Origin of the sequence: Micromonospora citrea (genome assembly GCF_900090315.1) — a bacterium.
GTDB classification, from domain to species: Bacteria; Actinomycetota; Actinomycetes; order Mycobacteriales; family Micromonosporaceae; genus Micromonospora; species Micromonospora citrea.
Genome location: NZ_FMHZ01000002.1, coordinates 86139 through 111570, shown reverse-complemented (window position 1 = coordinate 111570; position 25432 = coordinate 86139). Strand labels below are relative to the sequence as shown.

Genomic DNA, 25432 nt, shown 5'->3' with positions numbered 1-25432 from the left:
CGGCACCCGTTCCACCGTGACAAGCCGCAACGGAGAGACGTGATGGCCCCACGCAACATCGCAACGAGCGATCGCGCCGACCTCGGCAGCGACGTGTTCGACCGACCAGCCTGGTGGGCTGCCCTGCCCCTGCAGGAACGACGGCGCGCGCCGGTGCCCGACACCGAGGCGGCCCGTACCCGCGGCGCGCGTCGGCTCGACGCCTGGCGGACCGTCCGGGCCGCCACCGGCGGGCTGGAGCCGAACCTCGCCCGGTGGCACGAGTCCGGCCTCAGCGAGGATGAGTTGGGGCTGCTCCTCGGCGAGTCCGCCGCCAGCCTGCGCGACCGGGTGCCGCAGCCACCGTCGTGGCTGACCAGCGTGGCGCGGGCGTGGTCGACCGACTCAGCCGAGATGCCCCCGTTCGACGCCGGTCCGACGGCAGATCTGGGACCGACCGCCGACCTGCTCACGCTGGTCCACCCGCTGTCGCACTGGTACCAGCAGCGACTGCACGAGGAGGTGAGCCGCCTCGCCGGCGACCACGGCCACCAGGGCGAGATTCCGCCACACCATCCGTTGCTGCGGCCGAACCACGAGGTCCACCTGGCGATGATCAGTCCGGTGCTCGCGGTCCACCTGCAGCGCGCACGCACCGCCGGAACGTTGTCCGGTGACACCCCGTCAGCACGGTTCGGTGACTTCGTCCGGCAGCTTCGCGAGCCGGCGTACGCCCTGCGGATCCTCGCCGAGTATCCGACGCTCACCCGGGAGCTCGTCGACGACATGGAGACGTGGCTGACGGTACGGAGCGAGCTGACCCGGCGCGTGCTGGCCGACCTGCCGGCGCTGCGTGCGGAGTTCGGCCTGACCGCCACCTCGCTCGACGACCTGGTGGAGGTGCGGACCGGCGCCGGCGACACGCACCGCGGCGGGCGCAGCGTCGCGATCCTCACGTTCGTCGACGGCGGCAAGGTGGTCTACAAGCCGCGCTCACTCGCTGTGGAGTCGCACTTCTACGCCCTGGTCGACTGGCTCAACGACAAGGGGACGGCCTGCCCACTGCGGCGGCTGACCATCGTGGAGCGGGCCGGGTACGGCTGGGTCGAGTTCGTCCACCCGCAGAGCTGCGCCGACGAGGAGGAACTGCGCCGCTTCTACTGGCGGCAGGGGGCCTACCTGAGCCTGCTGTACCTGCTGCGCGCCTCGGACATCCACCTGGAGAACGTCATAGCCGCCGGCGAGCACCCGGTGATCGTCGATCTGGAGGCGATCTTCCAACAGGCCCGGCCGACCACCGGCACCCGGCCGCTGGTGCTGCCCGCCGAGGCGATGCACCGCATCGAGGAGTCCGTGCTGTCGATCGGCCTGCTGCCGCAGCGGCTGATCCAGCAGGACGGTGACGAGGTGGTGGCCACCGAGCTGTCCGGGATGGCCGGCGGGCGAGGGGAGCTGAGCCCGATGAAGGTGCCGCGGTGGCAGGACACCGGCACCGACCGGATGCGGCGGACCCGGGCCCGGATGGAGATGCCGGGCGGGCACAACCTGCCCACGGTCGCCGGCACCGTGGTGGAACCCGCACGATACAAGGCAGACCTGGTCTCCGGTTTCGAAGCCTGTTACCGGCTGTTGCTCGCGCATCGTGACGAGCTGGCCGCACCCGACGGGCCGGTCGCCGCGTTCGCTGCGGACGAGATCCGGTTCATCGTGCTGCCCACCATGGTGTACGGCCGCATCCTCGGCGAATCCTGGCACCCGGTGGTGCTGGGCGACGCCCTGGACAGGGAGTGCCTGTTCGAGGTCCTCGCGACCCGCCATCCCGACCTGGTCGCCGACCGGGCCGTCGCCACCAGCGAGATTCGGCAGCTCGCCCGGCGCGACATCCCGTTCTTCCGGACCCGACCCGACTCCCGGGACCTGTACGACGACCGCGACCTCGTCGTACGCGACTTCTTCCCCCACCGCGGACTGGACCTCGTCCGGGACCGGATAGCCGGACTGTCCGACGCCGACCTGCGCCAACAGAGCTGGGCCGTGTCGGCCTCGCTGGCCGCGCTGCAACTCGGCGACGGCCAGGGAGGCGACGCGCCCCGGGTCCGCGCCGCGCCGGCCGAGGAGATCGACCAGGCGCTCGCCGAACGCGCCGCCGTCCGCGTCGGCGACCGCCTCCTCGAGACCGCGCTCGGCGACCCGGAGCGGCCGGTGTGGCTGACCCTCGCGCTCGTCACCGACCGGCACTGGAGCGTCGTACCCACGGCGTTCGAGAGCTACAGCGGGCTGTCCGGGATCGCGGTGTTCCTCGGCCAGCTCGGGGAGCGGACCGGCCTGGCGAGGTTCCGGTCCGCCGCCGAGGCGATAACGGCGATGCTCAGCGAACACGTCGACGCCCTGCTCGACTGGCCGGAGACCGACCGGAACCGGCTCGGCATCGGGGGCTTCAGTGAACTGGGCGGCTACGTCCACGCGCTGACCCAGCTCGGGGCGCTGTGGCGGGCGCGACCGCTGCTGACCCAGGCACGTCGACTCGTACCGGAACTGGTCCGGCGGTTCAGCGACGACCACCACCTCGACGTGGTCGCGGGCACCGCCGGGGCGGCGCTCGCCCTGCGCGCCCTGCACGCGGTCGATCCGCACGAGTGGACGGCGGAGGCGCTGCGCGCGGCGGGCGACCGGTTGCTAGCCACCGCCACGGCCCAGGACCCGGGGCTGGCGTGGCGGTCCGTGATCCCCGCGCGATCGCCGCTGCTCGGCTTCTCGCACGGAGCATCCGGCATCGCCTACGCGCTGGCCGAGATCGCCCGGGTGACGGGCGAGCAGCGTTACCTCGACGCGGCCGAGCGTGCCGTGCGCTACGAGCACCTCCGCTACGACGCCGCCGCGGGCAACTGGCCCGACCACCGGGACGCCACCCCGCCGGGCACGTTCATGAACGCGTGGTGTCACGGCGCCGCCGGCGTCGCGCTGGCCCGCGCGGCCATGCTCGGCACCGTGCGCGTTCCCGAGGTGCGCGCCGACCTCGACGCGGCGGTCGCCGCGGTGCGGCGGACCCTCACCTCGGGCGAACTGCTCACCGGCACCGGCAACGACTGCCTGTGCCACGGCGACCTCGGCCTGGCGGAAGCCCTGCTCACCGCCGGTCTGGCCACCGGCGACGGAGCCCTTGTAGCGATGGCCCGCAGGGCGACGCGCGCGGTCGCCGAGACGGTGCTCGCCGGCGAGGAGCTCTGCGGCGTACCGCACGGATTGCACGTGCCGGGACTGCTGATGGGCGCCGCCGGCATCGGCTACGGGCTGCTGCGGGCAGCTCGGCCTGACCGCACGCCCAACGTCCTCCTACTGGCCCCGCCGGACGGCGCGGCGCCCGGCGCCCGCCAACCGTCCGGCCCGGTCGCCACCGGGGAGGAAGCATGACCCGCGTACCGGTGATCGTGCAGATGAGCAGCACCGAGTGCGGGCCGAGCTGCCTGGCGATGGTGCTCGGCGGTCTGGGGCGCGCCACCGAGGTCCGGGAGCTGCGCGCCCACTTCGGGGTGGGACGCGACGGCACCAGCGCCCGCCGCATCCTCGAGGTGGCCCGCGAGTACGGGCTGGCCGCACGGGGACTGCGGGTCAACCAGGCCGGGCTGGCCAGCGTCCGCCTGCCCGCCATCGCACACTGGGGCGAGGACCACTTCACGGTGCTGGAGAAGGTCGGGCCACGCCGGATCCGGATGGTGGATCCCGGACACGGCCGGCGGCGGCTGACACACGAGGAGTTCTTCGCGGAGTTCTCCGGCACCGTGCTGGAGTTCACGCCGGAGGAGTCGCTGCGCCGTCGGCGCCGCTCGATCCGCGACCACCTCGCCCTGCGGTTCCTCCGTGACCTGGTCCGGCTGGCGCCGCTGCTCATGGTGCTGGCCGTGGCGCTCTCGGCCGTGGTGCAGGTGCTCGGGCTCGCCTCCGCCTGGGCGACGAAGTACGGGGTGGACGTCCTCGTCGGGCAGCGGGCGGACACCCTGTCCCTCTTCGCCGTCGGCGTGGGCGCGTACATCGCGACACACACCCTCGCCACCCTCTGCCGAGGGCTGGCGCTGCTGGTGCTGCAACGTCGGCTCGACGGCACGTTGGGCGAGCGCTTCATGAGCCACCTGATGCGACTGCCGTACGCGTACTTCCAAACCCGGGGCGCGGGCGACCTGATGGGCCGGTTGAGCAGCAACATGGCCGTGCGGGACATGCTCACCTCGCAGTTGGCCACGCTCCTGCTGGACACCGTCTTCGTCCTCGTCTACACCGCCCTTCTGGTGGCGCTGAGCCCGGCGTACGCCGCGGTGGTCGCGGTCCTGGCGGTCGCCCAGTTCGGCATCGTGCTGAGCACCATCCGACTGGTCCACGAGCGTGCCCAGCGCGAGCTGGCCGCCGACGCGAAGGCGCAGAGCAGCGCGATCGACGCGCTGGCCGGGGCGGAGTTCCTGAAAAGTTCCGGGCTGTCGAACTGGGCGTTGCGACGGTGGGCTGACCGGTTCACCGTGTCGGTGCGGGTGGGATTCGAGCGCCGGCGGCTGGACCTGGTCAACGAGTCGGCGATGGGGATGTTCCAGGTCGCCGCGCCGCTGGTGCTCCTCCTGTTCGGCGTCGTCCAGGTGGTCGCCGGCCGGATGTCGCTCGGCACGATGCTCGGCCTGAACGTCGTCGCCGGTCTGCTGCTGGCTCCCGTCGGGCAGGTGATGGGCGCGTTGCGGTACCTCCAGACGATCGGGTCTCACCTGGAACGCATCTACGACGTGCTGAACGAGGAACCGGAGCCGGCCCGCCCGCAGGCCCACCAGCCGACCGAGCTGCGCGGCGAGATCGAGCTGCGTGGCGTCGACTTCCGGTACGACCTCGGCACACCGCTCGTGCTCAAGAACATCGACCTGCGGGTCGCGGCCGGGTCGAAGCTGGCCGTCGTCGGATCCACCGGCTCCGGCAAGACCACCCTGGTACGGCTGCTCACCGGCCTCCTGCGGCCGAGCGCGGGGAGCGTCCTGGTGGACGGGCGCCCGCTCGACGACTACGACCTGGAGCCGCTACGCCGCCGCTTCGGCGTCGTCACCCAGTTCCCGTACATCTTCGGCGGTTCCATCCGCGACAACCTGACGCTCGGCCGGCTCGACGTCAGCGACGACGAACTGCGCGAGGCGTTGCGCAAGGTGCAGTTCCTGCCGGACCTGGAGCGCATGCCGATGGGCCTGAGTACCGGCGTCGGTGAGGGCGGGGGCGCGCTCTCCGGGGGCCAGCGACAGCGACTGGCGATCGCCCGGGCGCTGCTGGCCAGGACGAACGTGCTCCTGCTCGACGAGGCGACCAGCCACCTCGACACCCTGACCGAGGCGGCGATCGCCGCTGAACTGTCGGCGCTCGGCTGCACGCGGATCGTGATCGCACACCGGATCAGCACGGTCAGCGACGCCGACCAGATCGTCGTGCTGCACCACGGCGAGATCGTCGAGCGTGGCGACCACGAGGAGCTGATGGCGTTGGGCGGCCGGTACGCCGAACTGGCGCGGCGGCAGACAGGTGGGTTGACGGAGCGTGCGGCAACCGGGGGGCAGCTGTTGCGGCAGGGACGTCACTGACGTGGTCCGACAGGCCAGGACCGCCGGCCGGGGCCGGACCGGCAACGGCGTTCGGTGCGCAGCTCGTGTGGGGGACGCTCGACGAGGTGGTCACGAATCTCGCGCCGCTCCACCCCGACCTCGGCGGCGACGACGTCGCGCCGCTGCGCCGTGCGTTCGGCCGCACCCGAGTCGTCCTACCGGCCGGAGACCGCCGACGGATGATCCGCCTGGCGTCGGCCTCCGCGTGGGAGGCCGACGCCGCGGCGCGGATCAGAAGGGCCACCGCTCGCGGGATCCCGCCTCGATGAGCGGGATCATGGCGAACGCCGCGTCGGACAGGCCACCGAACGTGTGCCGGTTCCCGGCCGTCGGCGCGTGCCCGGCCCGGTAGCCGGCGAGGTTCCACGTGTACACCGGCACCCGCGCCGGCACCGCGGCGGTCACGTCCGCCGAGCCGTGCCAGTGGGCCTGCTCGTCGGTGAGGATGACCACCCGGTCGTGCCCGGCGTAGTGCTCGCGTACCGCCTTCTCCGTCTCGGTCCCCTGGCCGTAGAAGTAGCCGTCCTGCTTGAACCGGCGCACCGCCGCCAGCACCGACTCGCCGGCGACGGCCGGAAACACCGCGCTGGTGTGGGAGAAGGACACCACCGTCGCCTCCCGCGCGCGGGCCGCCAGCGCCAGGCCGAACACCGTGGCCGCGTCCCAGCAGCGCAACGTGCCGTCCTTGCTGAACGCGTTGGTCATCGACCCCGACGTGTCGATCAGGATCAGGGTCCGCCCGTCCAGGGCGGGCACGTCCGCCAGGGCGTGCTGCAACGCCCTCTCCAGCGGGTACGCCCACCGCAGGCTCGGCGCGGCGTTGTACGCCGACAGGAAGCGCATCGGCAGCACCCGCGACCTGGCCACCTCGCCCGGGTCGGACAGCTTCGCCGCCACGGTCTCGGCGACGGCGTCGCCGACGCCGGCCTGGTCGAAGTTGCGCAGGTTGCGCAGCAGCGCCAGGTAGCCCATCGACGGGATGATCGCCTCCCAGGCCGGGGCGTCCATCGTCGTCTGTCGCCAGCCCGCGAGCGCCTCCCACGTCATTCCGGCCGCTTCCAGCACCGCCGGGTCGGTGACCTCCCGGCGCCGCTCGACGGGCAACGCCATGAGCGCGGCCCGCGCGGCCAGCATCGTCAGCGACGCCGGCAGCGGATTGTCCCGCTGGTGCCGGCGGTCCAGCGCGTGCCGGAACAGGTCACCCTGCCGCTCGTCCCTCGCCACCGGGTGCGTCAGGTCGAGCACGTCGGCGAACCGGACCGCGTTGCGGTCGGAGTCGTACTTGAGCAGGCTCCGCTCGTGGTAGAGCCGCACCGCCGCGTCGGCGATGCCGCGCTTGACCGGCTTCGGCAGGGTACGACCGTGGCGGCCCAGCCAGTACGCGAGCGCCTCGCCCGGCTCGTCCGCGCGCTGCAACGCCGAGTCCACGATCGTCCGCGAACCGGGGATGCCGGCCGCGACCTGCGCGCGGGCACCCTCCAGTGCGGCCACCACGGCCGCCGAACGCAGCATCGCCCCGGTGCGCAGCCACGGCACGAAGCGGGCGAACCAGTCGGGATCGGCGACGGCGACGGCGGCGACCAGCTCACGGAACCGGGCGTCCCGGTCGGCGGCACCCTCGTAGAAGGTCTCCTCGCCGACCATGTTCGACACGCCGAGCAGGAACAGTTCCGTGCGCGGCTCGCGCGCGAAGCCGGGCGCGTCCTCGGCGGTGACGAGCCCGTCGCCCGCGCCCCGCCCGTTCCGGCGCAGCCTGAGGTTGAACCTGGCCATCACGCCCCCACGTTCGCCTACGGGGAGACGCCACCGCACGCACACCCGAGACCAGAGTCGGCGACGGACTGTGTCCGCAGCTCTGTCCATTGAGCTACGGAGCCCGTGGGCCCCGGAGGGATTCGAACCCCCAACCCGCGGATCCATGAAGTAACCGTCGCCTGCGCACCGGGTGTGCGTGTGGTCGCGCCTCCCGAGATCAGAGCCGGCGACGGACGGAACCCTTCGCCGGGGCGTGAGCCCCTCCAGATGTAACCGTCGCCTGCGCACCGGGAAGTGCGGGCACGACGGTAACGGTGGCTCCGGCGGGTGGGCAAGGCGGTTTCGGCGGCCGGTCGCATGCGGCTTCTCACGCAAACGCCGACGCGGCAGGGCGTTGCGGACACGCCGCCCACCCGAGGTCGAGGTCGGCGGCGGCGTGTGCGGGTTCGAACCGCGCGGCCCCACGGGGGTCGCCACCAGAAGTAACCGTCGCCTTCGCACCGGGTGAGCGGCATGCCCACCTCCCGAGACCAAGGGCGGCAACGGAAACCGGCCCTTGCGGGCCAAGGCGACCTGGGCCACTGGTCGACACCGTGTCACGGCGGCGGGATTCGAACCCGCGTCTCCCCGTGGGAAGCGGAAGTAGCCGTTGCCTGCGCACCGGGAGGTGCCCCACCACGGTAGGGGACGCCGCCCGCGTCGCCAACCACATTCGCCGGCCGGACCGCCGCGACGGGCCCTCGGCCTCGACCGGCCCAACCGAGAGCCGCCACCCGTGCTGACCCGCGCCCGCGACGGCGCCCGAATGCGGGCGGGCCGTGCGCCGTCGCGGCTCAACCACCCAGGCGGTCGACGACGTCGGCGGTGGTCACCACCTCGCCGAGCCGGCCCAGCGTCTCCAGGCTCGCCCGGTGCGCCTCGTCGGTCGCGGCGGTGCACGCGTCGGAGACGATGACGGGTCGGTAGCCGTGGTTGACCGCCTCGAAGGCGGTGCCGGTGACGGACAGGTTGGTGGCCACGCCGGTGAACAGGACGGTGTCGATCTTCCTGCGGCGCAGCACCGTGTCCAGTTCGGTGCCGAAGAAGCCGGTGAGCCGCACGTGGGTGATGACGACGTCGCCGGCCTCCGGGGCGAGCTCGTCGATGATGCGGGACTTCGGCGCGCCCTCCAGGAAGGCCTGCCGCTCGGCGATCATGGCGAAGCTGGGCGTGTTGGGGATGAGGTCGGGATGGCCGGGCCGGTGCGCCACCCGCGTGTACACGACGAGACCACCGGCGGCGCGCACGGCCGCGTTGACCCGCGCCGCGTGCGAGGCGACGTCGTGCCGGGCGACCTGCTCGGCGAAGAAGGGGCCGAACAGCCCGTCGGGGCTGACGACCTCGTGCTGCCAGTGGACGCCGACGACGGCCGTACGCGCCGGGTCGATTTCTCGCATCGTCCCTCCCGTCAGGGGGCGGAGATCTGCTGCGGCGCCGGCTGGTGACCCCGGCCGCCCGCCGCGGCCGGCCCCCGGCCGTACGCGTCGAGGCGCCCCCACCGCCCGGGAATGTCGAGCAACGCCACGGAGTCGAGGTTAGCGGGAAGCGCGGGCCTGATCACGAGATCCTCGCCGACCGGGCGCAGGCCCAGCATCGTCCTCAACAGCAGCAGGGTGGCCCCGGCGGACCACGCCTGCGGGCTGCACGCGGTGGGATAGTTGACCGGGTACCTCGTCTCGGAGCGGCGGTAGCCGGCGAACGCCTCGGGCAGCCGGCCGTCGTAGAAGACCGCGGCGTCGAGGATGCCGGCCGCGATCCGCGCCGCCTCGTCGGCGTACCCGTAGCGCCGCAGGCCCCAGGCGATGAACGAGTTGTCGAACGGCCAGATGGTCCCCACGTGGTAGCCGATCGGGTTGTAACGGCCCGCGCCCTCGGCCAGCGTGCGCACGCCCCAGCCGCTGAACAGCGCGGGGGACAGCAGGTGCCGCACCAGGGCGCCCGCCTTCGCCTCGTCGACGATGCCGCTCCACAGCAGATGGCCGATGTTCGACGACAGCGCGTCGACCTGGCTGCCGTCGCCGTCGAGGGCGAGGGCCATGTACTCGCCGTCGGCGACCCAGAAGTCGCGGTTGAAGCGCTGCTTGAGGTCGGCCGCCTCCCGCTCCAGCCGGTCGGCGTACGCCGGGTCGTTCCAGACCTCGCGGGCGAGCCGGGCCGTGCGCCTCTTCGCGTCGTACGCGTACCCCTGGAGCTCGCACGTCGCCCGCGGGAAGCCCGGCAGTCGGCCGTCGCGGTACGAGATGCCGTCCCAGGAGTCCTTCCAGCACTGGTTCTCCAGGCCGTTGCGGGTGTTGCGCCGCTGGTAGGAGATGTAGCCGCTGCCGGTCAGGTCGGCGTACTCGTTGATCCAGTCGATCGCGGCGCGGGCCTCGTGCTCGACCGAGCGTACGAGGTCGACGTCGCCGGTCCACCGCTCGTACTCGTCGAGCAGCACGAGGAACAGGGGAGTGGCGTCGGCGCTGCCGAAGTACGGCGTGTGCGGGGTCTCCTCGAAGACGCTCATCTCGCCGTACCGCATCTCGTGCAGGATCCGGCCGGGTTGCTCCTCCCGGAAGTCGTCGACCCGGCTGCCCTGCCGCAGCGCGAGCACCCGCAGGGTGGTGGCGGCCAGCTCCGGCGCGAACGGCAACGTCTGGAGGCTGGTGAGGATGCTGTCCCGGCCGAAGAGGCACATGAACCAGGGCAGGCCGGCGGCGGGGACGCTCCTGTCCTCGGCGAGGAAGGGGCTGAAGCGCAGCGCGGCCAGGTCGATGAGGCTCTGCCGGTACGTGCCGCGCAGCGGCTCCCAGTCGGTCTCCAGCCGGGGCGCCTGCTCCAGCCACTCGGCGAGCCGACGCTCCTTGTCGCTGGCGTGTCTTGCCCGCCGGGGGATGACGAGCCGTTCCAGCCCTCTGGGCATCGGGAGGTCCGGCTCGGCGGTCAGTCTGGTCGCCCACTTGCCGTGCGGTTCGAGGTGCACCGTCAGGGTCAGCCCGTTCTCGTCCAGCTCGGCGGGGGTCGACGCGGAGACGATGGTCTCCCGCCGGAACCGTTCCCGCTCGTAGCCGAGGACGAGCCGCCCGTCGTCGATGCGCCGGTAGTGCCGGCCCTTCTTCCGCGCTGTCGCGTCCTTGACCTCGAACAGGTCCGCGAAGTCGGCGTCCGCCTCGACCCTGAGGGTCAGGTCGACCGGTCGACCGTCGTGGTTGATGATGCTGAGGTCCTCGTGCAGGCCGGTGTCCAGGGTGTGCGTGCGGCGCACCGACAGGGTGCTGTTGACGTACACGTCCTGCTCGCCCGGCACCAGATAGAACCGGTTCTCGAAGTAGTGGACGTCGTCGATCGCGAGGGTGCTCAGTCGTTCCCCGTTGATCGTCAACACCCACTTCGACAGCAGACGGGTGTCGTGGGCGAAGAGACCGAGCGGCGTGTCGGGTGACGGAAGGATGTCGCCGGCGCGGTCGCAGACCACGAAGGTCGTCCCGTCCAGGATGCCCACCTGGCTGTCAACCATCGTCACCCCCTCGGCTGCGTGCCGTCCCCGACGCGGGCGGCGGGGGGAACAGCCGCCGGACGGTGGCGAACAGCCGGGGGCTGCCCTCCACGGCCGCCTCGCCGCGCAGGACGGTGGTCAGGAAGTACGCCCGCCCGCTGGCGATCCGGTCGAAGACCGCCCGGTCAGCCCGCACGACCGCGTCGCCGCCCGTCGCCTGTTCGGTGACCGTGACGTCGCCCTTCGCGATGGTGACGAGCCAGTGGTCGACCCGGCCGTCCCGCGCTATGTCGAACCGGACACTGCCCTCGTCGATCGCAGTCAGGCGGCGGTCGTGCCCCCGCCGCGCGAGACTGTGGAAGAACTCCTGGGTGACGTCCGTCATTCGCGATCCTCCTCAGGACCACCATCCCCGCGTACCGCGGTTTCCGCCTCACCCGGAAGAGGTGAACTTCGCCGGCCCGCCGCGCTCCGCCCGGCTCCCGGCCCGCCGCGCTCCGCCCGGCTCCCGGCCCGCCGCGCTCCGCCCGGCTCCCGGCCCGTCGCGCTCCGCGCGTCCCGGCCCGCCCTGCTCCGCCTGGATCCCGCCCTGCTCCGCGCGCGTCCCGGCCTGACGGGAAGGCCCGCCACCGGAAGGCGGTCCGCCGCTAGCCTGGGAGTCGATGGATCCCATCCAGGCAGCGCTGCTCTTCGCCGCAGGTGTCGCCACGGGCGCCTTCAACGCGGTGGCGGGCGGCGGTTCCCTGATCGCCTTCTCGGCACTGATGGCCGCCGGCATTCCGCCGCTGACGGCGAAGCTGACCAGCACGGTCGCCGTCTTCCCGGGGAACGTGGCCAGTGTCGTCGGGGGGTACCGGGACCTGCCGCCGCGGGGCGACGTCCGGCGGGTCCTGCCCGCCGCCCTGCTCGGCGGCGTCGCCGGGTCGGTCCTGTTGCTGGTGACACCCAACCGCGTCTTCGACGTGATCGTCCCGTTCCTGGTGCTCGCCGCCTCCGCCGTCCTCGGCCTGCAGGAGCGCATCGGCGAGATCGTGCGGCGCACCGCCCTGCGCCGCCGACGGGACCACCCCGCCACGCTGCAGACGTTGGTCGCCCTGGGCGGCGTCTACGGCGGCTACATCGGCGCGGGATTCGGCATCGTCCTGGTGGCCACCCTGGCCCTGGTCCAGCACGAGCCGCTCACCCGGACGGTAGCCCTCAAGAACCTGTTGTCGGCGGTCATCTCGTTCACGGCCGTCGTGCTCTACGTGGTCTTCGGCGACATCGACTGGAGGGGCGCGGGGATCCTGGTCCCGGCGACCGTCCTCGGCGGCTACGTCGGAGCGCGGCTGCTGCGCAGGCTCCCCGGCCGCCTGCTCAGGCGGGTGGTCGTCACGTTCGGGACGATCTTCGGCCTGGTCCTGCTGTGGCGCAACCTGCTGTAGGTCGCGGTCCGCTGTCGGCGCCCGCCGGTATGGTCCCGGCCGTGACGCACACCGACTGGTCCGATGTACGCGAGCGGCTCGCCCGGCTTTCCGCCCATCCCGACGCCGGCAGGGTGTTCGGCGCCAAGGCGCACCGGTGGACGCTGGAGCCGGCACTGTCCGCCGGGGAGCTGGCCGAGTTGGAGGGGGAGCTGCGGGTCGAGCTGCCCGAGGAGTACCGCTCCTTCCTGCTCACCGCCGGCCGGGGCGGCGCCGGGCCGGCCTACGGCCTGTTCCCGCTGCGCAGGGTGGACGAGCGCTGGGCGTGGGAGGGCGACGGCGCCGAGCTCACCGACCGGGACACGCTGCACCAGCCGTTCCCACACACCAGGGCGTTCAACCCGGCCGGCGCGCTGCCCGAGCCGCCCGACGAGGACGACTACGACACCGTCGAGGCGTTCAACGAGGCCGAGGACGCCTACTGGCAACTGCACGACAGGGTGGTCTGCGTCCCCGATCACTCGATCGGGCTGCTCTACCTGTGCCATCTCGGCTGCGCGTTGCGCGAGGCGCTGGTGGTCACCGGCCCGGCACGCGGCCAGATGTGGGCCGACGACACCGCCGAGGGCACCGGCTTCCGGCCGCTGCGCGACTCCGACGGCACGCGTCTGGGCTTCGCCCGTTGGTACCGACGGTGGCTGGACGAGGCCGACGCCACCCTCGCCTGACGGCCCGTCGCGCGGGGGCGAGAGTGTCGGAGGGGGCGGCTACGGTCCGGGCATGACCGCCCCCGGAGACGTGCCGCCCGAGTTGCTCGACCGCCTGCGGGCGATCTGTCGCGAGCTGCCCGAGAGCTACGAGGAGCCGGCCTGGGTGGGCGTGCGCTGGCGGATCCGCAAGCGGACCTTCGCGCACGTGTTCACCGTCGACGCCGGGCACCGGATGGCGCGTGCGCGGGCTGCCGGGACCGACGAGCCGACCTGCGTCGTGACCTTCCGGGCGCCGCTCGACGAGGTGCACGCGCTCGTGGCCGGGGGCCACCCCTTCTTCAAGGCGGACTGGGGCGCCGACGTGCTCAGCCTGGTGCTCGACGAGGGCGTCGACTGGGCCGAGGTCGGCGAGCTGCTCACCGAGAGCTACTGCCTGCTCGCTCCGAAAAAGCTCGCGGCGCAGCTGACCGGGCCGGTCGGGCGGCCCTGAGGTCGGCTACGCCGCCGACGCCCGCGGCGGGACCGGCCGGTTGCGGCGGGCCGCCACCTCGGGCAGGCCGGTGCGCCCGCCGTGGCCGTCCGGCTGCCCGGCCGTGACGTCCGAGGACGGCCGGGTCGAGCCGGTCCGGGCCATCCGCAGCGCGAGCTGCGCGTTGTTCCACGCCGGACAGGGCCAGGCCTGACCCGCGCAGAGCAGGTTGCGGCAGCCCCCGTCCCCGTCCGGCTCGTGGGCGTCGGCCACGCCCAGGGCGAGCTTCCACAGCAGCGGATCGGTCACCTCGTCGGGACGGTCGTCCTGACGATCGGACCGGTCGGTGGTGGCGTCGGACACGAGTGATCCCCCCTTGTACGCAGGTGCGACCCTCACCATTCTCCAGTCGCCGCACCCGTCAAACCTCGGCGCCGGGCCGACCCTCCGGGGGACTGTGCCGGGGCACGGCAGCGCGGAGGGGATTGACAGAGGGGTGCCCGGCCTCATCTCCGACGTGCGCTGCTCGGCGGCCGGCAACTCCGGTGATGCGCTGGTACCGGTACGGCGTCTACGCCTGGAACTCCGAGGTCGGCACCTCGTTCCAACCCGAGTGGACGAGGGCGCACCACGAGACGATGGAGTTCGCCAACGGCCTGGTCGAGCTGATGGGGGTGGCCCGCGACTTCGCCAGGGACAAGGCCCGGCCTCGTCGGGTGTGCCCGGTGGTCCGGTGACCGCCCCGCGCCGGCGCTCAGTCCGGCAGCAGCGGCATCTCCAGGCTCGGCTGGCGGCCCAGCAGCACCGCCCGGGTGAGCGCCGTCGACCCGAACCGGTCGCGGACCGCGTCCACCGCGGCGTCCAGGTCCGCCCCCGGATCGCGGTCGAACGGCAGCGGCGGCTGCACGGGGGAGTCGTCCAGGTTGCCCACCGACACGCCGACCAGCGTCACGCCGCGCCGCTCGATCTCCGGCAGCGCCGCCCGCAGCAGCGCCCGGGCCGCGCCGAGCAGCGGGGTGGTGTCCGCGGTCGCCTTGGCCAACGTGCGGGCGCGGGTGGCGCGGGTGTAGTCGCCGAACCGCAGCCGCAGCGTCACCGTCCGCCCGGACCTCGACGCCGCGCGCATCCGCCGGGTCACCCGGTCCACCAGGCCGGCGAGGATCGCCTCCAGCTCCGCGGGGGAGTGCCGGTCGCCGCCGAGGGCGTGCTGCGCGCCCATCGACCCGCGTCGGCGGCCGACCTGCACCGGCCGGGGGTCACGGTTGTGCGCCAGGGCGTGCAGGTGCCGGCCGGCGCCCGCGCCGAGCAGCGAGACCAGCGTGGCCTCGCCGAGGCGGGCGACCTGCCCGACCGTACGCACGCCCCGCTCCCGCAGCTTCGCCGCCGTCACCGGGCCGACGCCCCACAGCCGCTCGACCGGCAACGGGTGCAGGAAGGCCAGCTCCTCGTCGGGCGGGACGACCAGCAGGCCGTCGGGCTTGGCGACGCCGCTGGCCACCTTGGCGAGGAACTTCGTGCGGGCCACCCCCACGGTGATCGGCAGGCCGACCCGCGCGCGCACCTCCCGGCGCAGCCGCGTGGCGATGCCGACGGGCGGCCCGACCAGCCGCCGCAGCCCGCCCACGTCGAGGAACGCCTCGTCGATGGAGAGGCCCTCGACGACCGGGGTCGTCTGCCGGAAGATCTCGAACACCGCGCGGCTGGCCGCCGTGTAGGCCGCCATCCTCGGCGGTACGACGACCGCCTCCGGGCAGAGCCGGCGGGCCTGCCGACCGCCCATCGCGCTGCGTACGCCCCGGGCCTTCGCCTCGTAGCTGCACGCCAGGACCACGCCGCCGCCGACGATCACCGGCCGGCCGCGTAGTCGCGCGTCGTCGCGCTGCTCGACCGACGCGTAGAACGCGTCCAGGTCGGCGTGCAGGATGTGGGCCTCACGCGACACGAACACATGTTCGCATGGAACCTCGCGTCAGCGGCACTGACCTGCCCGAAGGTCGGATCCGGAGCGCGTGGCGGCTCCGGCCGGCGGGCGTACGGAAACCGGTGCCGCCGCCGGTCGTACGTCTCAGGCGACGCGCGGAGCCGGGACGATCGGCAGCAGCCGGTGGCCGGCGGGCCCCCTGATCTCGCCGGTCTGCTCGCCCGGTGACGCCGCCGACGGGCCGGCGGCGGCGTCCGGCGCGGGCGGCCCGCCCGGGGCGGAGCACGCCGGCGGCGCGGCGACCGTGGTGATCTCCGCGAGCAGCGACAGCAGCCGCGGCAGGTCGTCGACGGCCATCCGGAAGGATCCCCGGCAGACCGTGCCCGCCCAGAGGGACAGCACCACGGCATCCCGCTCCGGGTGCCAGCTGACCCGCATCGTCCGGTCGCCGCCGCCGCGGGTGTCGGTGAACAGGTCACCGAGCCTCGGCATCGGCAGTACCTCTCCCATCGTCCGATGATGCCGGACGGGCGACGCGCGGGGAAGGTACGCCGGCGTTACCTACAGGTCGTCGAACGGCTTCGCGTAGGTGAACCCGCCCCGGATCGACGGCCGCCAGGCGCTCAGCGGGCGCGCCATGAAGTACTGCGGCCCCCACGGCTGCGGCGGGGTGACGCCGAGGTCGACGGCGGGGCGGAACCCGAAGCGGGGGTAGTACCCGGGGTGACCGAGCAGCACCACCAGGGGCTCGTCGAGCGCGTCGGCCGCGCCGAGCACCGCGTGCATCAGCGCGGAGCCGGTGCCGCGCCGCTGCCAGGCCGGCAGCACGGCGAGCGGGCCGAGCCCCAGCGCGACCGGTTCGCCGTCCACCCGGCCCCGGGTGCACACCACGTGCCCGACGACCTGCCCGTCGTCGTCGACGGCGACGAGGGAGAGGGCGGGCAGCCATCCGGCGTCCGCCCGCAGCTCGTCCACCAGCCCGGCCTCGACCGGTACGGCGTCGGGCTTGTCGGGGTCGGCGAAGGCCGCGAGGTGCACGGCCCGGACGGCGTCGATGTCGGCGGGGGTCTCGCGTCTGATCAGCATCGCGCCACCATAGGCGCGGCGGGCCGCAGGCGCGCGCGAATATCACCAGCCAGCCAGCCAGCCAGCCAGCCCGCCCGCCCGCCCGCTCGTCCGCCTGTCCGCCCGCGCGCCCCCGTCCTGCGGGTGGGCGGGCCGGACGGTCAGGGCATCGCGGTCGGGGAGGGCGGGGCGCTGCCGCCCTGCGGAGCCTCCGCCGTCATCAGCCGGGCGATCTCCTCCCGGTCGGCGACGGACGGCAGGCCCCAGCCGGGGCGGTAGCCGTAGACCTCGTGCAGGGGGCGGGAGGCGGTCCGGCCGTCGAGGACCTCGATCGCGTCGGTGTCGATGAGGCCCGGGTGCTCGACGCCGCACGCCTCGGCGACCTTGACCAGGTCCCGGCGCAGGGTCCTGATGTAGTTGGCCGCGCGGACCGCCTTCGAGGCCGGGTCCACGCCCCGGGCGAGCCACGGGTTCTGGGTGGCGACGCCCGTGGGGCAGGCGTCGGTGTGGCACTTCTGGGCCTGGATGCAGCCGATGGCGAGCATCGCCTCCCGGCCGACGTTGACCATGTCGCAGCCGAGCGTGAACGCCACCACGGCGTTGTCGGGCAGGCCGAGCTTGCCGGCGCCGACGAAGACCACCCGCTCGTGCAGGTCGCGCTCGGCGAAGACCTTGTGGACGCGGGCGAAGCCCTGTTGGAACGGCAGCGACACCGAGTCCGTGAAGATCAGCGGCGCGGCGCCGGTGCCGCCCTCGCCGCCGTCGACGGTGACGAAGTCGACCCCGCGCCCCGTGTCGCGCATCAGGGTGGTCAGCTCCTCCCAGAAGCCGAGGTCGCCCACCGCCGACTTGATGCCCACCGGCAGGCCGGTCTCGGCGGCGAGCAGTTCCACCCAGTCGAGGAGGCTGTCGCAGTCGGAGAACTCGGCGTGCCGGGACGGGCTGACGCAGTCGCGCCCCTGCGGGACGCCCCGGGTCGCGGCGATCTCGGCGGAGACCTTGGCCGCCGGCAGCAGGCCCCCCAGGCTGGGCTTCGCGCCCTGGCTGAGTTTGATCTCCAGCGCCCGTACCGGCGCGCCGGCGACGAGGTCCTTGAGCCGCTGGAGGCTGAACCGGCCGTGCTCGTCGCGGCAACCGAAGTACGCGGTGCCGATCTGGAAGACCAGCTCACCACCCCTGCGGTGGTACGGCGACAGCCCGCCCTCGCCGGTGTTCTGAAGGCAGCCGGCCAGGGCGGCGCCCCGGTTGAGCGCCTCGACGGCGTTGCCGGACAACGAACCGAAGCTCATCCCGGAGATGTTCACCACCGACTCGGGCCGGAACGCGTGCGCGCGGCCCCGGGCGGCGCCCAGCACCTTGGCGCACGGCAGCCGCACGTCGTGCCCGGCCCCGGGCGTCGACGGCGGGACGGTCCGCCCGAAGGTGCGGTGCTTGATGATCGGATACCCGGGCGTGAACTCGATGTCGTTGTCGGTGCCGAAGCCGAAGTAGTTGTTCTGCTGCTTCGCCGACGCGTACACCCAGCGGCGCTGGTCGCGGGTGAAAGGTCGCTCCTCGTTGTTGCCCGCGACGATGTACTGGCGCAGCTCCGGCCCGATCGACTCGAGCAGGTAGCGGGCCCGCCCGAGGACCGGGAAGTTGCGCAGCAACGCGTGGTCACGCTGGATCAGGTCGCGCGCGGCGAGGGCGGCGACGGCGGCGACGGCGGCGGGTACGGCTCGGCTGGCCCACTTCATGCCCGCCACTCTTTCCGCGATCGTCGCCCGCCAAACGGGCTCGGGCGCTCCGGCGTCGCGGTGGGCGCCCGGGACGGCTCCCAGGCCACCCCGTTCGCGGCCACCGCGACCGGAGCCGTCGCGTCCGGCGGTGCCGCATCCGGCCGCCCGGCTCGCCGCGTCGGGGTGCCGGTGTCGTCGCGTCCGGTGGTGCCGGCTCCGGCGGTGCTCGCGCCGTCGTCGTCCGGGGTGCCGGTGTCGTCGCGTCCGTGCCGCCGGCGGTTCAGCCCCGGGGCGGCCGGCGACCGACGACCAGCACGGCGATGTCGTCGGTCGGCTGGTCGGTGCCGAGAGCCGCCATGACGGTCGCGCAGACCTGCTCGGCGGGCGCCGGCTGGACCACCCCGACGAGCTGCTCGACGCCGACGTCGATGACCTCGCGGCGGCGCTCGACGAGCCCGTCGGTGAAGCAGACCAGGACGGCCCCCGGGGGCAGGTCCACCACGCTCTGGCGCCGGGCGGGCGGCGGGGGACCCGTGCCCAGCGGCGGGTCGACGGGTACCGGGACCAGGGCGCCCCGGTGGCCCGGGACGGCGAGGACGGGCGGCAGGTGACCGGCGGTGGAGATCCGGACGGTGGTCCGGTCGGGGGAGATCATGGCGTAGAGCGCCGTGGTCAGGCTGCCCGCCTCGAAGTACGAGACCTTGCGGTCCAGCATCGCCAACGCCTCCGCCGGCTCGTCGCAGACCAGCGCGTAGGCGCGCAGGGCGCTGCGGACCCGTCCCATCACCACGGCGGACTGCAGGCCGTGCCCCGACACGTCGCCGATGACCAGCCCCAGCCAGCCGGACGGCAGGGTGAACACGTCGTACCAGTCGCCGCCGACTCCGGTGACGTGACCGGGCACGTACCGGGCGGCGAGGTCGAGTCCGGGCACGTCGGGCAGTTGGGCCGGCAGCAGGCTGCGTTGCAGGGCGAGGGCGGCGGTGTGGTCCAGGTTGTTCGACCGCGCGGCGTTGGCGAGGCTGGCCCGGTCGGCGACCAGCTCCAGCAGGCGGACGTCGTCGGGGGTGAAGTGGCGCGGACGCAGCGTGCCGACGTGCAGCACGCCGATGAGCCGGTCCTGGGCGAACATCGGCACGCCGAGCAGCGAGCGCAGGCCCATCGTCAGGAGCAGGGGGTTGGCCACCGCGTCCGGGGTGACGTCCTCGATGACCACCGGCTGCCCGGTCAGGGCGACCCGACCGGCGAACCCGCGCCCGACGGCGAGCCGGAAGCCCTGCCGGACCTCCTCCTCGAGGCCCTTGGCCGCGGTGGCCACGAGCTGCTGGGTGGGCGCGTCGAGCAGGAGGATGGCCGCGGTGTCGACCGCGAGCAGGTCCCGGACGCGGTCGAGCAGCTCGTCGAACAGGTCGGCCGCGTCGAGGCGGGACAGCGCCGCGTCCGTCACCGCCTCGATGCGGCGTAACCGCTCGTCGTCCTGGATGAGCCCTGCGTCGGCCACGACAGGATCCTAGCCCCGTGAACTGGTCCGTCCGCCCCGGTGAACGCCGTTGGGCCGGCCGGGGGCGGTCAGCTCCGGTGGCGACGGGCGGCCGCCGCCTGGAGCGTGGGCCGGCGCACCACCGCGATCCGGTCCCCGCGGGCGCGCAGCGACGTCCGCCCGCCGCGTCCACGCCGAACGGACAGGTCGACCGTGCGCCCGCCGACCTGCACGCCCTCCAGGGCGAGTTCGGCCAGCCACTCGGGCAGGTGCGGGTCGACGAAGACGGTCCGCAGCGGGGCGGCCGGGCGCAGCGCCAGCAGCGCCTGGACCAGCGCCACGACCGCGCTGGCCGACCAGGCCTGCGGTGAGCAGGAGTTCGGGTAGACGCCCGGATGCGGATGCGCGTCGTCGCGCGGCAGGCCGCTGAGCACCTCCGGCAGCCGGTGCTCGGCGAAGAGCGCCGCCGCGGCGAACATCCCCTCGGCGAGCCGGTGCAGGTGCTCCCAGCACCCGTACCGGGCCAGCCCGATGCCGATCGTGCCCGCCTCCACCGGCCAGACGCTGCCCCGGTGGTAGCTGAACGGGTCGTACGCCGGGTGCGCCGACGACAGGGTGCGTACCCCCCAGCCGCTGAACATGTCGGGGGCCAACAGCCGGTCGGCGACCCGGGGCGCCAGCCTGGCCGGCACGATCCCGGTGGCGAGCAGGTGGCCGTCGTTGGAGTTGACCGAGCGCACCTGCCGCTTGTCCGGCCCCAGCGCCATGGCGTGACAGCCCCGCTCCGGCATCCAGAAGGCGCGGTGGAACCGGCGACGCAGCGCGGCGGCCCGGCGGACCAGCCGGGCGCCGAGCGCGGGATGCCCGGTCGCGGCGAACACCACGGCGGCGTGCCGCAGCGCCGCGTACCAGTAGGCCTGCAGCTCGCTGGTGGCGATCGGGTTGGGCACCACCTCGCCGTGCTCGTCGACGACGGCGGTGTCCGAGTCCTTCCACCCCTGGTTCTTCAGCCCCGCCCGGGACCGGCAGTGGTATTCGAGGAAGCCGTCCCGGTCGAGGTCGCCGTACCGGTCGATCCACCCCAGGGCTCGGCGCGCGGTCGGCAGCAGGTCCCGTACGGTGTCGAGGTCGCCGGTCCAGGCGAAGAACTGGCCGAGGAAGATCAGGAAGTCGGGCGCGGTCGACCAGTCGCCGTAGTAGCCGTCGAACGGGTCGAGCCCGAGCGCGGACACCGGGCCCCGCCGGGCCTCGTGCAACGGCTTGCCCGGCTCCTCGTCGCGCCAGTCGTCGACGCGCCGTCCCAGGTGGCGGGCGTTGAGCCGCAGGCTGTCCGCCAGCATCGTGGGCCCGGCGAGCAGGGCCTGCCACGAGGCGGTCATGGTGTCGCGGCCGAAGATCTCCTGGTAGATCGGCAGGCCGGCCATCGGCGCGGTCGGCCCGGCCGGCTCACCGAGCGGCAGCACCGCGAGGTCGTCGACGGCGCAGCGCCAGGCCGCCGTGACGTCGAAGTTGCTGCTGCTCAGCCGGGTCAGCTCGCGGGCGAGGCGGGCGCGGGCGAGCGAGGCGTCGTCGCCGGGCTCGGCGAACGTCGCCGGCGGCGCGGCCAGTCGCCGCCCGTCGAAGACCGGCTCGACGACGAGTTCCACCCGGCCCGATCCGCGCGGGGGCACCACGACGTCGACCAGCACGGTGCCGTCCCGGTACCGGACTGGCGCGTCGGCGCGGACGCCGATCGCCACCGCGCGGTCGAGGCCGCCGCACCGGTAGGTCAGGCGCAGCTCGCCGTCGTCGGCGGCCCAGCTCGTCTCGACCCGGCCGGACTGCACCCGGCGGCCGGTCTCGGCCTCGCTGGTGTCGGCGAAGTCGGCGGCGAGGCGGATCCGCAGCTCCAGTTCCCGCGGCGTCGGGGCGTAGCTGACCACGGTCAGCCGGGTCCGCAGCCCTTCGCCGACGAAGCGTTCCACCAGCAGGTACGCCGCGCGGGACGGCAGCGTCTCGCCGTCGCCCAGCGCCGCGTACGAGAGCTGTGCGTGGCCGGCCACGTTTGCCGTGCTGAACGGCACCGGCTCGCGGCCGTCCACGGTGAGGCGCTCGACGCTGAGCACCCGGGTGTTGCGGGCGAAGAAGCCCTGCGGGTCGGCGCCGGTGATCCGACCGCGCACGTCGGTGACCAGCGTGCTCCAGCCGCTCGCCACGTAGAGCAGGTCCGGGCGGACCCGCAGGTTGCGGACGCGGCTCATCGGCCCGACGGCGTCGACGGCATCGGTGCACCCCCTGACCGACGGCTGCGGGGCCGGGCACGCCGGTGGCGCGCCGCGGACCCGACGGACAGGGCTCGGTACCCGGTCGCGCCGCCGGTACACCTCCGACCCGCTCGCCTGGCCGCGCGGGAGCGCTTACGCGTCAGCCCTGGGGCTGGCCGATGTCCACCATCCAGGCGACGCCGAATCGGTCGACGCACATGCCGAACTCGTCTCCCCACATCTGCTTCTGCAGTGGTATCCGCACCGTGCCCCCGTCGGACAGCTGTTCCCAGTACCCGCGGAGGTCGGCGTCGTCGCCGCTGAGGCTGACGGCGACGGTGTTGCCCGGCTCGTGCGTCATTCCCGGTGCGGTGTCCGACGCCATCAGGGTGTAGCCCCGGTCGGTCTCCAACGTCGCGTGCATGATCTTGTCGCGCAGCGTGGGATCGTCGGTGCCGTACTCGCCGAAGGTGTTCATCGACAGCGAGCCGCCGAACACGCGCTGGTAGAACTCCATCGCCTCCCGCGCGGTGCCCGGGAAGCTGAGATACGGGTTGAGTCGAGACGCCACAGCACCCTCCTCTGGTCGTGACGACGTCATCGTCGCAGACCGGCAGGGGGACGAGCGACAGGCGCGACCGCGTTTCGCGGCCCGTGGGCGCGGACGCGCCCACGGGCCGCGGGCGGTCAGTGCCGGAAGGAGTGGCGTACGACCCCGCCGACGAGGACGCACCACGTGTTGGTGGTCAGCTTCCCGTTGCGCGGCAGGCCGTGCAGCGCCTGGAGATCCTGGACGGCCTTCTTGGTGGCGTGGTCGTACGCGCCGGTGACGGCGACCTCGGTCCAGCCCTTGAAGTTGAGCATGAACTGGGCGGCACTGACCGGGATGCCGGTGGCGTGGGAGTCGAGCTCCGGCGCCAGCGTCTCCCAGGTCGGCGCGGTGAGGGTGGCGTCGACGTCGACCGGGATGCCGTTGCGGTACTGCCAGTCCTGCACGGCGGCGACGGTGGCGGCGTCGAAGACGCTGTTGACGGGCACGGCGTAGCCGCGGTGGGCCAGCAGGTACTGCGCCACCCGCACCGACGGCGAGCCGACGAACCGCCACAGGTCCGGCCAGCGGCGGGCCGGCACGTCGGCGAGGTCGGTGTCGAGCGCCTCGAACACCCGGCGGCGCAGGTCGGGGAACTGCCGGTAGAAGGCGGCGCCGGGGCACTGAGTGGTACGGAAGTCCCAGTGGCCGAAGATGTCGTGGGCGTGCAGCCCGTACTGTCGGCAGATGGTCGTGCAGAGTCTGACCAGCGAGTCGAGCAGCGCCTCCGGCGGCGTCTCGGTGACGTAGGTGCCCTCGTTCTCGATGCCGATCGCCCGGCCGTTCTCGCCCGGGCAGTGTGCCGAGATCATCTGCCGGTCGCCGGCCCGCAGCCGCTCCAGGCTGCCCCGGCGTCCCTCCAGGACGTAGCCGCCCCGGCTGACGGTGAAGTGCTGGCCGGTGTCGGACCAGCCGTTGCCGTCCATGTGCAGGTCCTGGCAGTCGCGGGCCAGCTTGATCGCCTGCGCCTCGGAGTGGTCCGTGACGTTCGGGAACGCCATGTGGTGCACGATGATCTTGTTGGTGGGGATGGCGCTGACCGACAGTGGGCTCGACGGTGGCCGGGCGCCCCACTCGTCGCAGCCGTAGATCCAGTCGAGGTCGGCGCCGGGATCCGCCTGTGCGGCGGCCGGGAAGGCGAGCTCGCTTCCGACGACCGCCACCGTGGCGGCGCCGAGTCCGGCCCGCAGCAAAGTCCGGCGGTCCAGTTCGGAGTGGTCGAGGTGCATGGCGTCTCCTCTGCGGCGGCGGGCGGGGGAGTGAAAAGGAACTCCAGAGGCCGCGTGTGCAGTGGAGAATATTGCCGTTACCGGCGACACGCCAGAGGGTCGCGCCGACCGTCGTCGCCGGGCCGTGCCGTCGTCGCGGGCGGGCACGGCAAGCGCCGACCGTCGTAAGCGGGCGTGGCCACCCGGCCGGGGACCGCGCGACGGGGTCAGAGCACCTGGGACAGGAAGCGGCGCAGCCGCGGGTGCTCCGCCCGCTCGAAGACCGCCGCCGGCTCGCCGACCTCCAGCACCACGCCGCGGTCCATGAACGCGACCGTGTCGGCGACCTCGCGCGCGAAGCCCATCTCGTGGGTGACCACCACCATCGTCATGCCGCCGGCGGACAGCTCCGCCATCAGCCCCAGCACGCCCTTGACCAGCTCCGGGTCCAGCGCCGAGGTGGCCTCGTCGAAGAGCATCACCTGCGGACGCAGCGCCAGCGCACGGGCGATGGCGACCCGCTGCTGCTGCCCGCCCGACAGGTGCGCCGGCCGGGCGTCGGCCTTGGCCGCCAGCCCCACCAGCTCCAGGTGGTCGCGGGCGACCGCCACCGCCTCGTCCTCGGGAAGCTTCCGGATCCGGCGCAGCCCGAGGGTGATGTTGCGCAGCACGCTCATGTGCGGGAAGAGGTTGAACTGCTGGAAGACCATGCCGACCCGCTGCCGCAGGGCGTCCGGGTCGTCGGCCAGCACGCTGCGCCCGTCGAGCAGCACGTCGCCCCGGTCGGGCTCGATGAGCCGGTTGATGGTGCGCAGCAGGGTGGACTTGCCCGAGCCGGACGGGCCGATCACGCAGGCCGTGGCGCCGCGCGCGACGTCGAGGTCCACGCCGCGCAGCACCCGGTGCGACCCGAATGCCAGGTGGACGTCGCGGACGCTCAGGCTCACCGAGGTCGTCGTGTCGATGCTCATCGCTGGTTCCCTCCCGCCGCGCCCGGCAGGGCCAGGTCGAGGTCGTCGTCGGCGTCGGTGGGCGCCGCGGCCTGTCGGCCGTGCCGCAGTCGCCGGTCGATCCAGTTGACCGCGTGGGTCAGCGGCACGGTCAGCGCGAGGTAGAACAGCCCGGCCAGCAGCAGCGCCGACTGGTTGCCGGTGTTCGCCGCGTAGTCCTGCCCGATCCGGAACAGCTCCCGCTGGCTGGCCAGCAGCCCCAGGAAGTAGACCAGGCTGGAGTCCTTGATCAGCGCGATCAGCTGGTTCACCCAGGCCGGCAGCACGCGGCGGATGCCCTGCGGCACGATCACCAGGCGCATCGCCTCGCCCCAGGACAGGCCCAGCGCCCGCGCCCCCTCCAGTTGGGCGGCCTCCACCGACTGGATGCCGGAGCGGAAGATCTCGCCGATGTAGGCCGCCGCGATCAGCGACAGCGCCAGGACCCCGAGGGGGTACGGGTTGGGCCCCCACACCTGCATGCCCAGCGGCGCCAGGCCGACGCCGATGAGCAGGATGGTCGCCGCGGCCGGCAGGCCCCGGAACACGTCGGTGTAGACCCGCGCCGGCCAGCGCAACCATCGCGTACGCGAGATGCCCGCGACGGCCAGCCCCATGCCCAGCACCGAGCCGAGCAGGGCGGCGGAGACCGCCAGGATCAGCGTGTTGGGCAGCCCGACGGTCAGCATCTCGGGCAGCGCCTCGCGCATGGAGTCCCAGTCGAAGAAGGTCTCCCACAGGGTGCTCAACGGATCCATCAGTCGCCTCTCCTAC

Annotated in this window: 21 protein-coding genes; 6 read left to right on the top strand and 15 right to left on the bottom strand. The window is 73.5% G+C overall.

Translation table 11 applies throughout. The features are described 5' to 3' along the window. The first annotated feature begins 42 nt into the window (after positions 1 to 42). Together GA0070606_RS00845 and GA0070606_RS00840 are read left to right on the top strand one after the other, a co-directional pair. Positions 43 to 3390 (top strand): type 2 lanthipeptide synthetase LanM family protein, encoded by a 3348-nt coding sequence (locus GA0070606_RS00845; RefSeq protein ID WP_141721485.1) that lies wholly within the window; start codon positions 43 to 45, stop codon positions 3388 to 3390. After that, positions 3387 to 5576 carry a peptidase domain-containing ABC transporter gene (locus GA0070606_RS00840; RefSeq protein ID WP_091094586.1) on the top strand — a complete coding sequence of 730 codons (2190 nt, stop codon included), beginning with the start codon at positions 3387 to 3389 and terminating at the stop codon, positions 5574 to 5576. The genes GA0070606_RS00845 and GA0070606_RS00840 overlap by 4 nt, the downstream gene beginning before the upstream one ends. Positions 5577 to 5828: 252 nt before the next feature. Here the strand turns inward: GA0070606_RS00840 and GA0070606_RS00835 are convergent, their stop codons facing one another. From GA0070606_RS00835 to GA0070606_RS00820, 4 genes are all read right to left on the bottom strand, one after another. Then, positions 5829 to 7370, bottom strand: coding sequence for a TROVE domain-containing protein (locus tag GA0070606_RS00835; RefSeq protein ID WP_091094585.1), 1542 nt, complete (start codon positions 7368 to 7370; stop codon positions 5829 to 5831). A gap of 815 nt (positions 7371 to 8185) precedes the next feature. After that, positions 8186 to 8788, bottom strand: a complete 603-nt coding sequence (locus GA0070606_RS00830; RefSeq protein ID WP_091094584.1) for a cysteine hydrolase family protein — start codon at positions 8786 to 8788, stop codon at positions 8186 to 8188. A gap of 11 nt (positions 8789 to 8799) precedes the next feature. Beyond that, positions 8800 to 10884 (bottom strand): amylo-alpha-1,6-glucosidase, encoded by a 2085-nt coding sequence (locus GA0070606_RS00825; protein ID WP_091094583.1) that lies wholly within the window; start codon positions 10882 to 10884, stop codon positions 8800 to 8802. Then, positions 10877 to 11248: an SCP2 sterol-binding domain-containing protein gene (locus GA0070606_RS00820; RefSeq protein WP_091094582.1), complete on the bottom strand. Its 372-nt coding sequence runs from the start codon at positions 11246 to 11248 to the stop codon at positions 10877 to 10879. The genes GA0070606_RS00825 and GA0070606_RS00820 overlap by 8 nt, the downstream gene beginning before the upstream one ends. A 277-nt stretch (positions 11249 to 11525) precedes the next feature. Here GA0070606_RS00820 and GA0070606_RS00815 point away from each other — a divergent pair, with 277 nt between their 5' ends. The 3 genes from GA0070606_RS00815 to GA0070606_RS00805 are packed head-to-tail and all read left to right on the top strand — an operon-like array spanning position 11526 to position 13466. Further along, on the top strand, positions 11526 to 12287 hold the full coding sequence (locus GA0070606_RS00815; RefSeq protein ID WP_091094581.1) for a sulfite exporter TauE/SafE family protein: 762 nt from the start codon (positions 11526 to 11528) through the stop codon (positions 12285 to 12287). A 41-nt stretch (positions 12288 to 12328) separates the two neighbouring features. Beyond that, positions 12329 to 12994, top strand: a complete 666-nt coding sequence (locus GA0070606_RS00810) for an SMI1/KNR4 family protein (RefSeq protein ID WP_091107107.1) — start codon at positions 12329 to 12331, stop codon at positions 12992 to 12994. 52 nt (positions 12995 to 13046) lie between these two features. Beyond that, positions 13047 to 13466, top strand: coding sequence for an MmcQ/YjbR family DNA-binding protein (locus GA0070606_RS00805; protein WP_091094580.1), 420 nt, complete (start codon positions 13047 to 13049; stop codon positions 13464 to 13466). A 6-nt stretch (positions 13467 to 13472) separates the two neighbouring features. Here GA0070606_RS00805 and GA0070606_RS33045 read toward each other — a convergent pair whose 3' ends face one another. Next, positions 13473 to 13808 carry a hypothetical protein gene (locus GA0070606_RS33045; protein WP_245724514.1) on the bottom strand — a complete coding sequence of 112 codons (336 nt, stop codon included), beginning with the start codon at positions 13806 to 13808 and terminating at the stop codon, positions 13473 to 13475. A gap of 185 nt (positions 13809 to 13993) precedes the next feature. Between GA0070606_RS33045 and GA0070606_RS00795 the strand changes: the two genes are divergently transcribed. After that, the gene (locus tag GA0070606_RS00795) at positions 13994 to 14182 is read left to right on the top strand and encodes a hypothetical protein (protein ID WP_091094579.1); all 189 of its coding nucleotides are present in this window, start codon (positions 13994 to 13996) and stop codon (positions 14180 to 14182) included. Positions 14183 to 14199: 17 nt separating this feature from the next. On the opposite strand, the gene dinB is transcribed toward GA0070606_RS00795, so the two are convergent. From dinB to GA0070606_RS00745, 10 genes are all read right to left on the bottom strand, one after another. Next, the gene (dinB, locus tag GA0070606_RS00790; protein ID WP_091107105.1) at positions 14200 to 15387 is read right to left on the bottom strand and encodes a DNA polymerase IV; all 1188 of its coding nucleotides are present in this window, start codon (positions 15385 to 15387) and stop codon (positions 14200 to 14202) included. A 123-nt stretch (positions 15388 to 15510) separates the two neighbouring features. Continuing rightward, on the bottom strand, positions 15511 to 15876 hold the full coding sequence (locus GA0070606_RS00785) for a hypothetical protein (protein WP_141721483.1): 366 nt from the start codon (positions 15874 to 15876) through the stop codon (positions 15511 to 15513). A gap of 51 nt (positions 15877 to 15927) precedes the next feature. Continuing rightward, positions 15928 to 16452: a GNAT family N-acetyltransferase gene (locus GA0070606_RS00780; RefSeq protein ID WP_091094577.1), complete on the bottom strand. Its 525-nt coding sequence runs from the start codon at positions 16450 to 16452 to the stop codon at positions 15928 to 15930. Between the two features lie 140 nt (positions 16453 to 16592). Next, positions 16593 to 18167, bottom strand: coding sequence for an FMN-binding glutamate synthase family protein (locus GA0070606_RS00775; protein ID WP_091094576.1), 1575 nt, complete (start codon positions 18165 to 18167; stop codon positions 16593 to 16595). A gap of 262 nt (positions 18168 to 18429) precedes the next feature. Continuing rightward, positions 18430 to 19650: a PP2C family protein-serine/threonine phosphatase gene (locus tag GA0070606_RS00770; RefSeq protein WP_091094575.1), complete on the bottom strand. Its 1221-nt coding sequence runs from the start codon at positions 19648 to 19650 to the stop codon at positions 18430 to 18432. Positions 19651 to 19718: 68 nt separating this feature from the next. Then, positions 19719 to 21869, bottom strand: coding sequence for an amylo-alpha-1,6-glucosidase (locus GA0070606_RS00765; protein WP_091094574.1), 2151 nt, complete (start codon positions 21867 to 21869; stop codon positions 19719 to 19721). A 163-nt stretch (positions 21870 to 22032) separates the two neighbouring features. Beyond that, positions 22033 to 22443: a VOC family protein gene (locus GA0070606_RS00760; protein WP_091094573.1), complete on the bottom strand. Its 411-nt coding sequence runs from the start codon at positions 22441 to 22443 to the stop codon at positions 22033 to 22035. A gap of 116 nt (positions 22444 to 22559) precedes the next feature. Continuing rightward, the gene (locus tag GA0070606_RS00755) at positions 22560 to 23690 is read right to left on the bottom strand and encodes a peptidoglycan recognition protein family protein (protein WP_091094572.1); all 1131 of its coding nucleotides are present in this window, start codon (positions 23688 to 23690) and stop codon (positions 22560 to 22562) included. Between the two features lie 206 nt (positions 23691 to 23896). Beyond that, the gene (locus GA0070606_RS00750) at positions 23897 to 24634 is read right to left on the bottom strand and encodes an amino acid ABC transporter ATP-binding protein (protein WP_091107103.1); all 738 of its coding nucleotides are present in this window, start codon (positions 24632 to 24634) and stop codon (positions 23897 to 23899) included. 2 nt (positions 24635 to 24636) lie between these two features. After that, positions 24637 to 25416, bottom strand: coding sequence for an amino acid ABC transporter permease (locus tag GA0070606_RS00745; protein ID WP_091094571.1), 780 nt, complete (start codon positions 25414 to 25416; stop codon positions 24637 to 24639). Positions 25417 to 25432 lie beyond the last annotated feature (16 nt).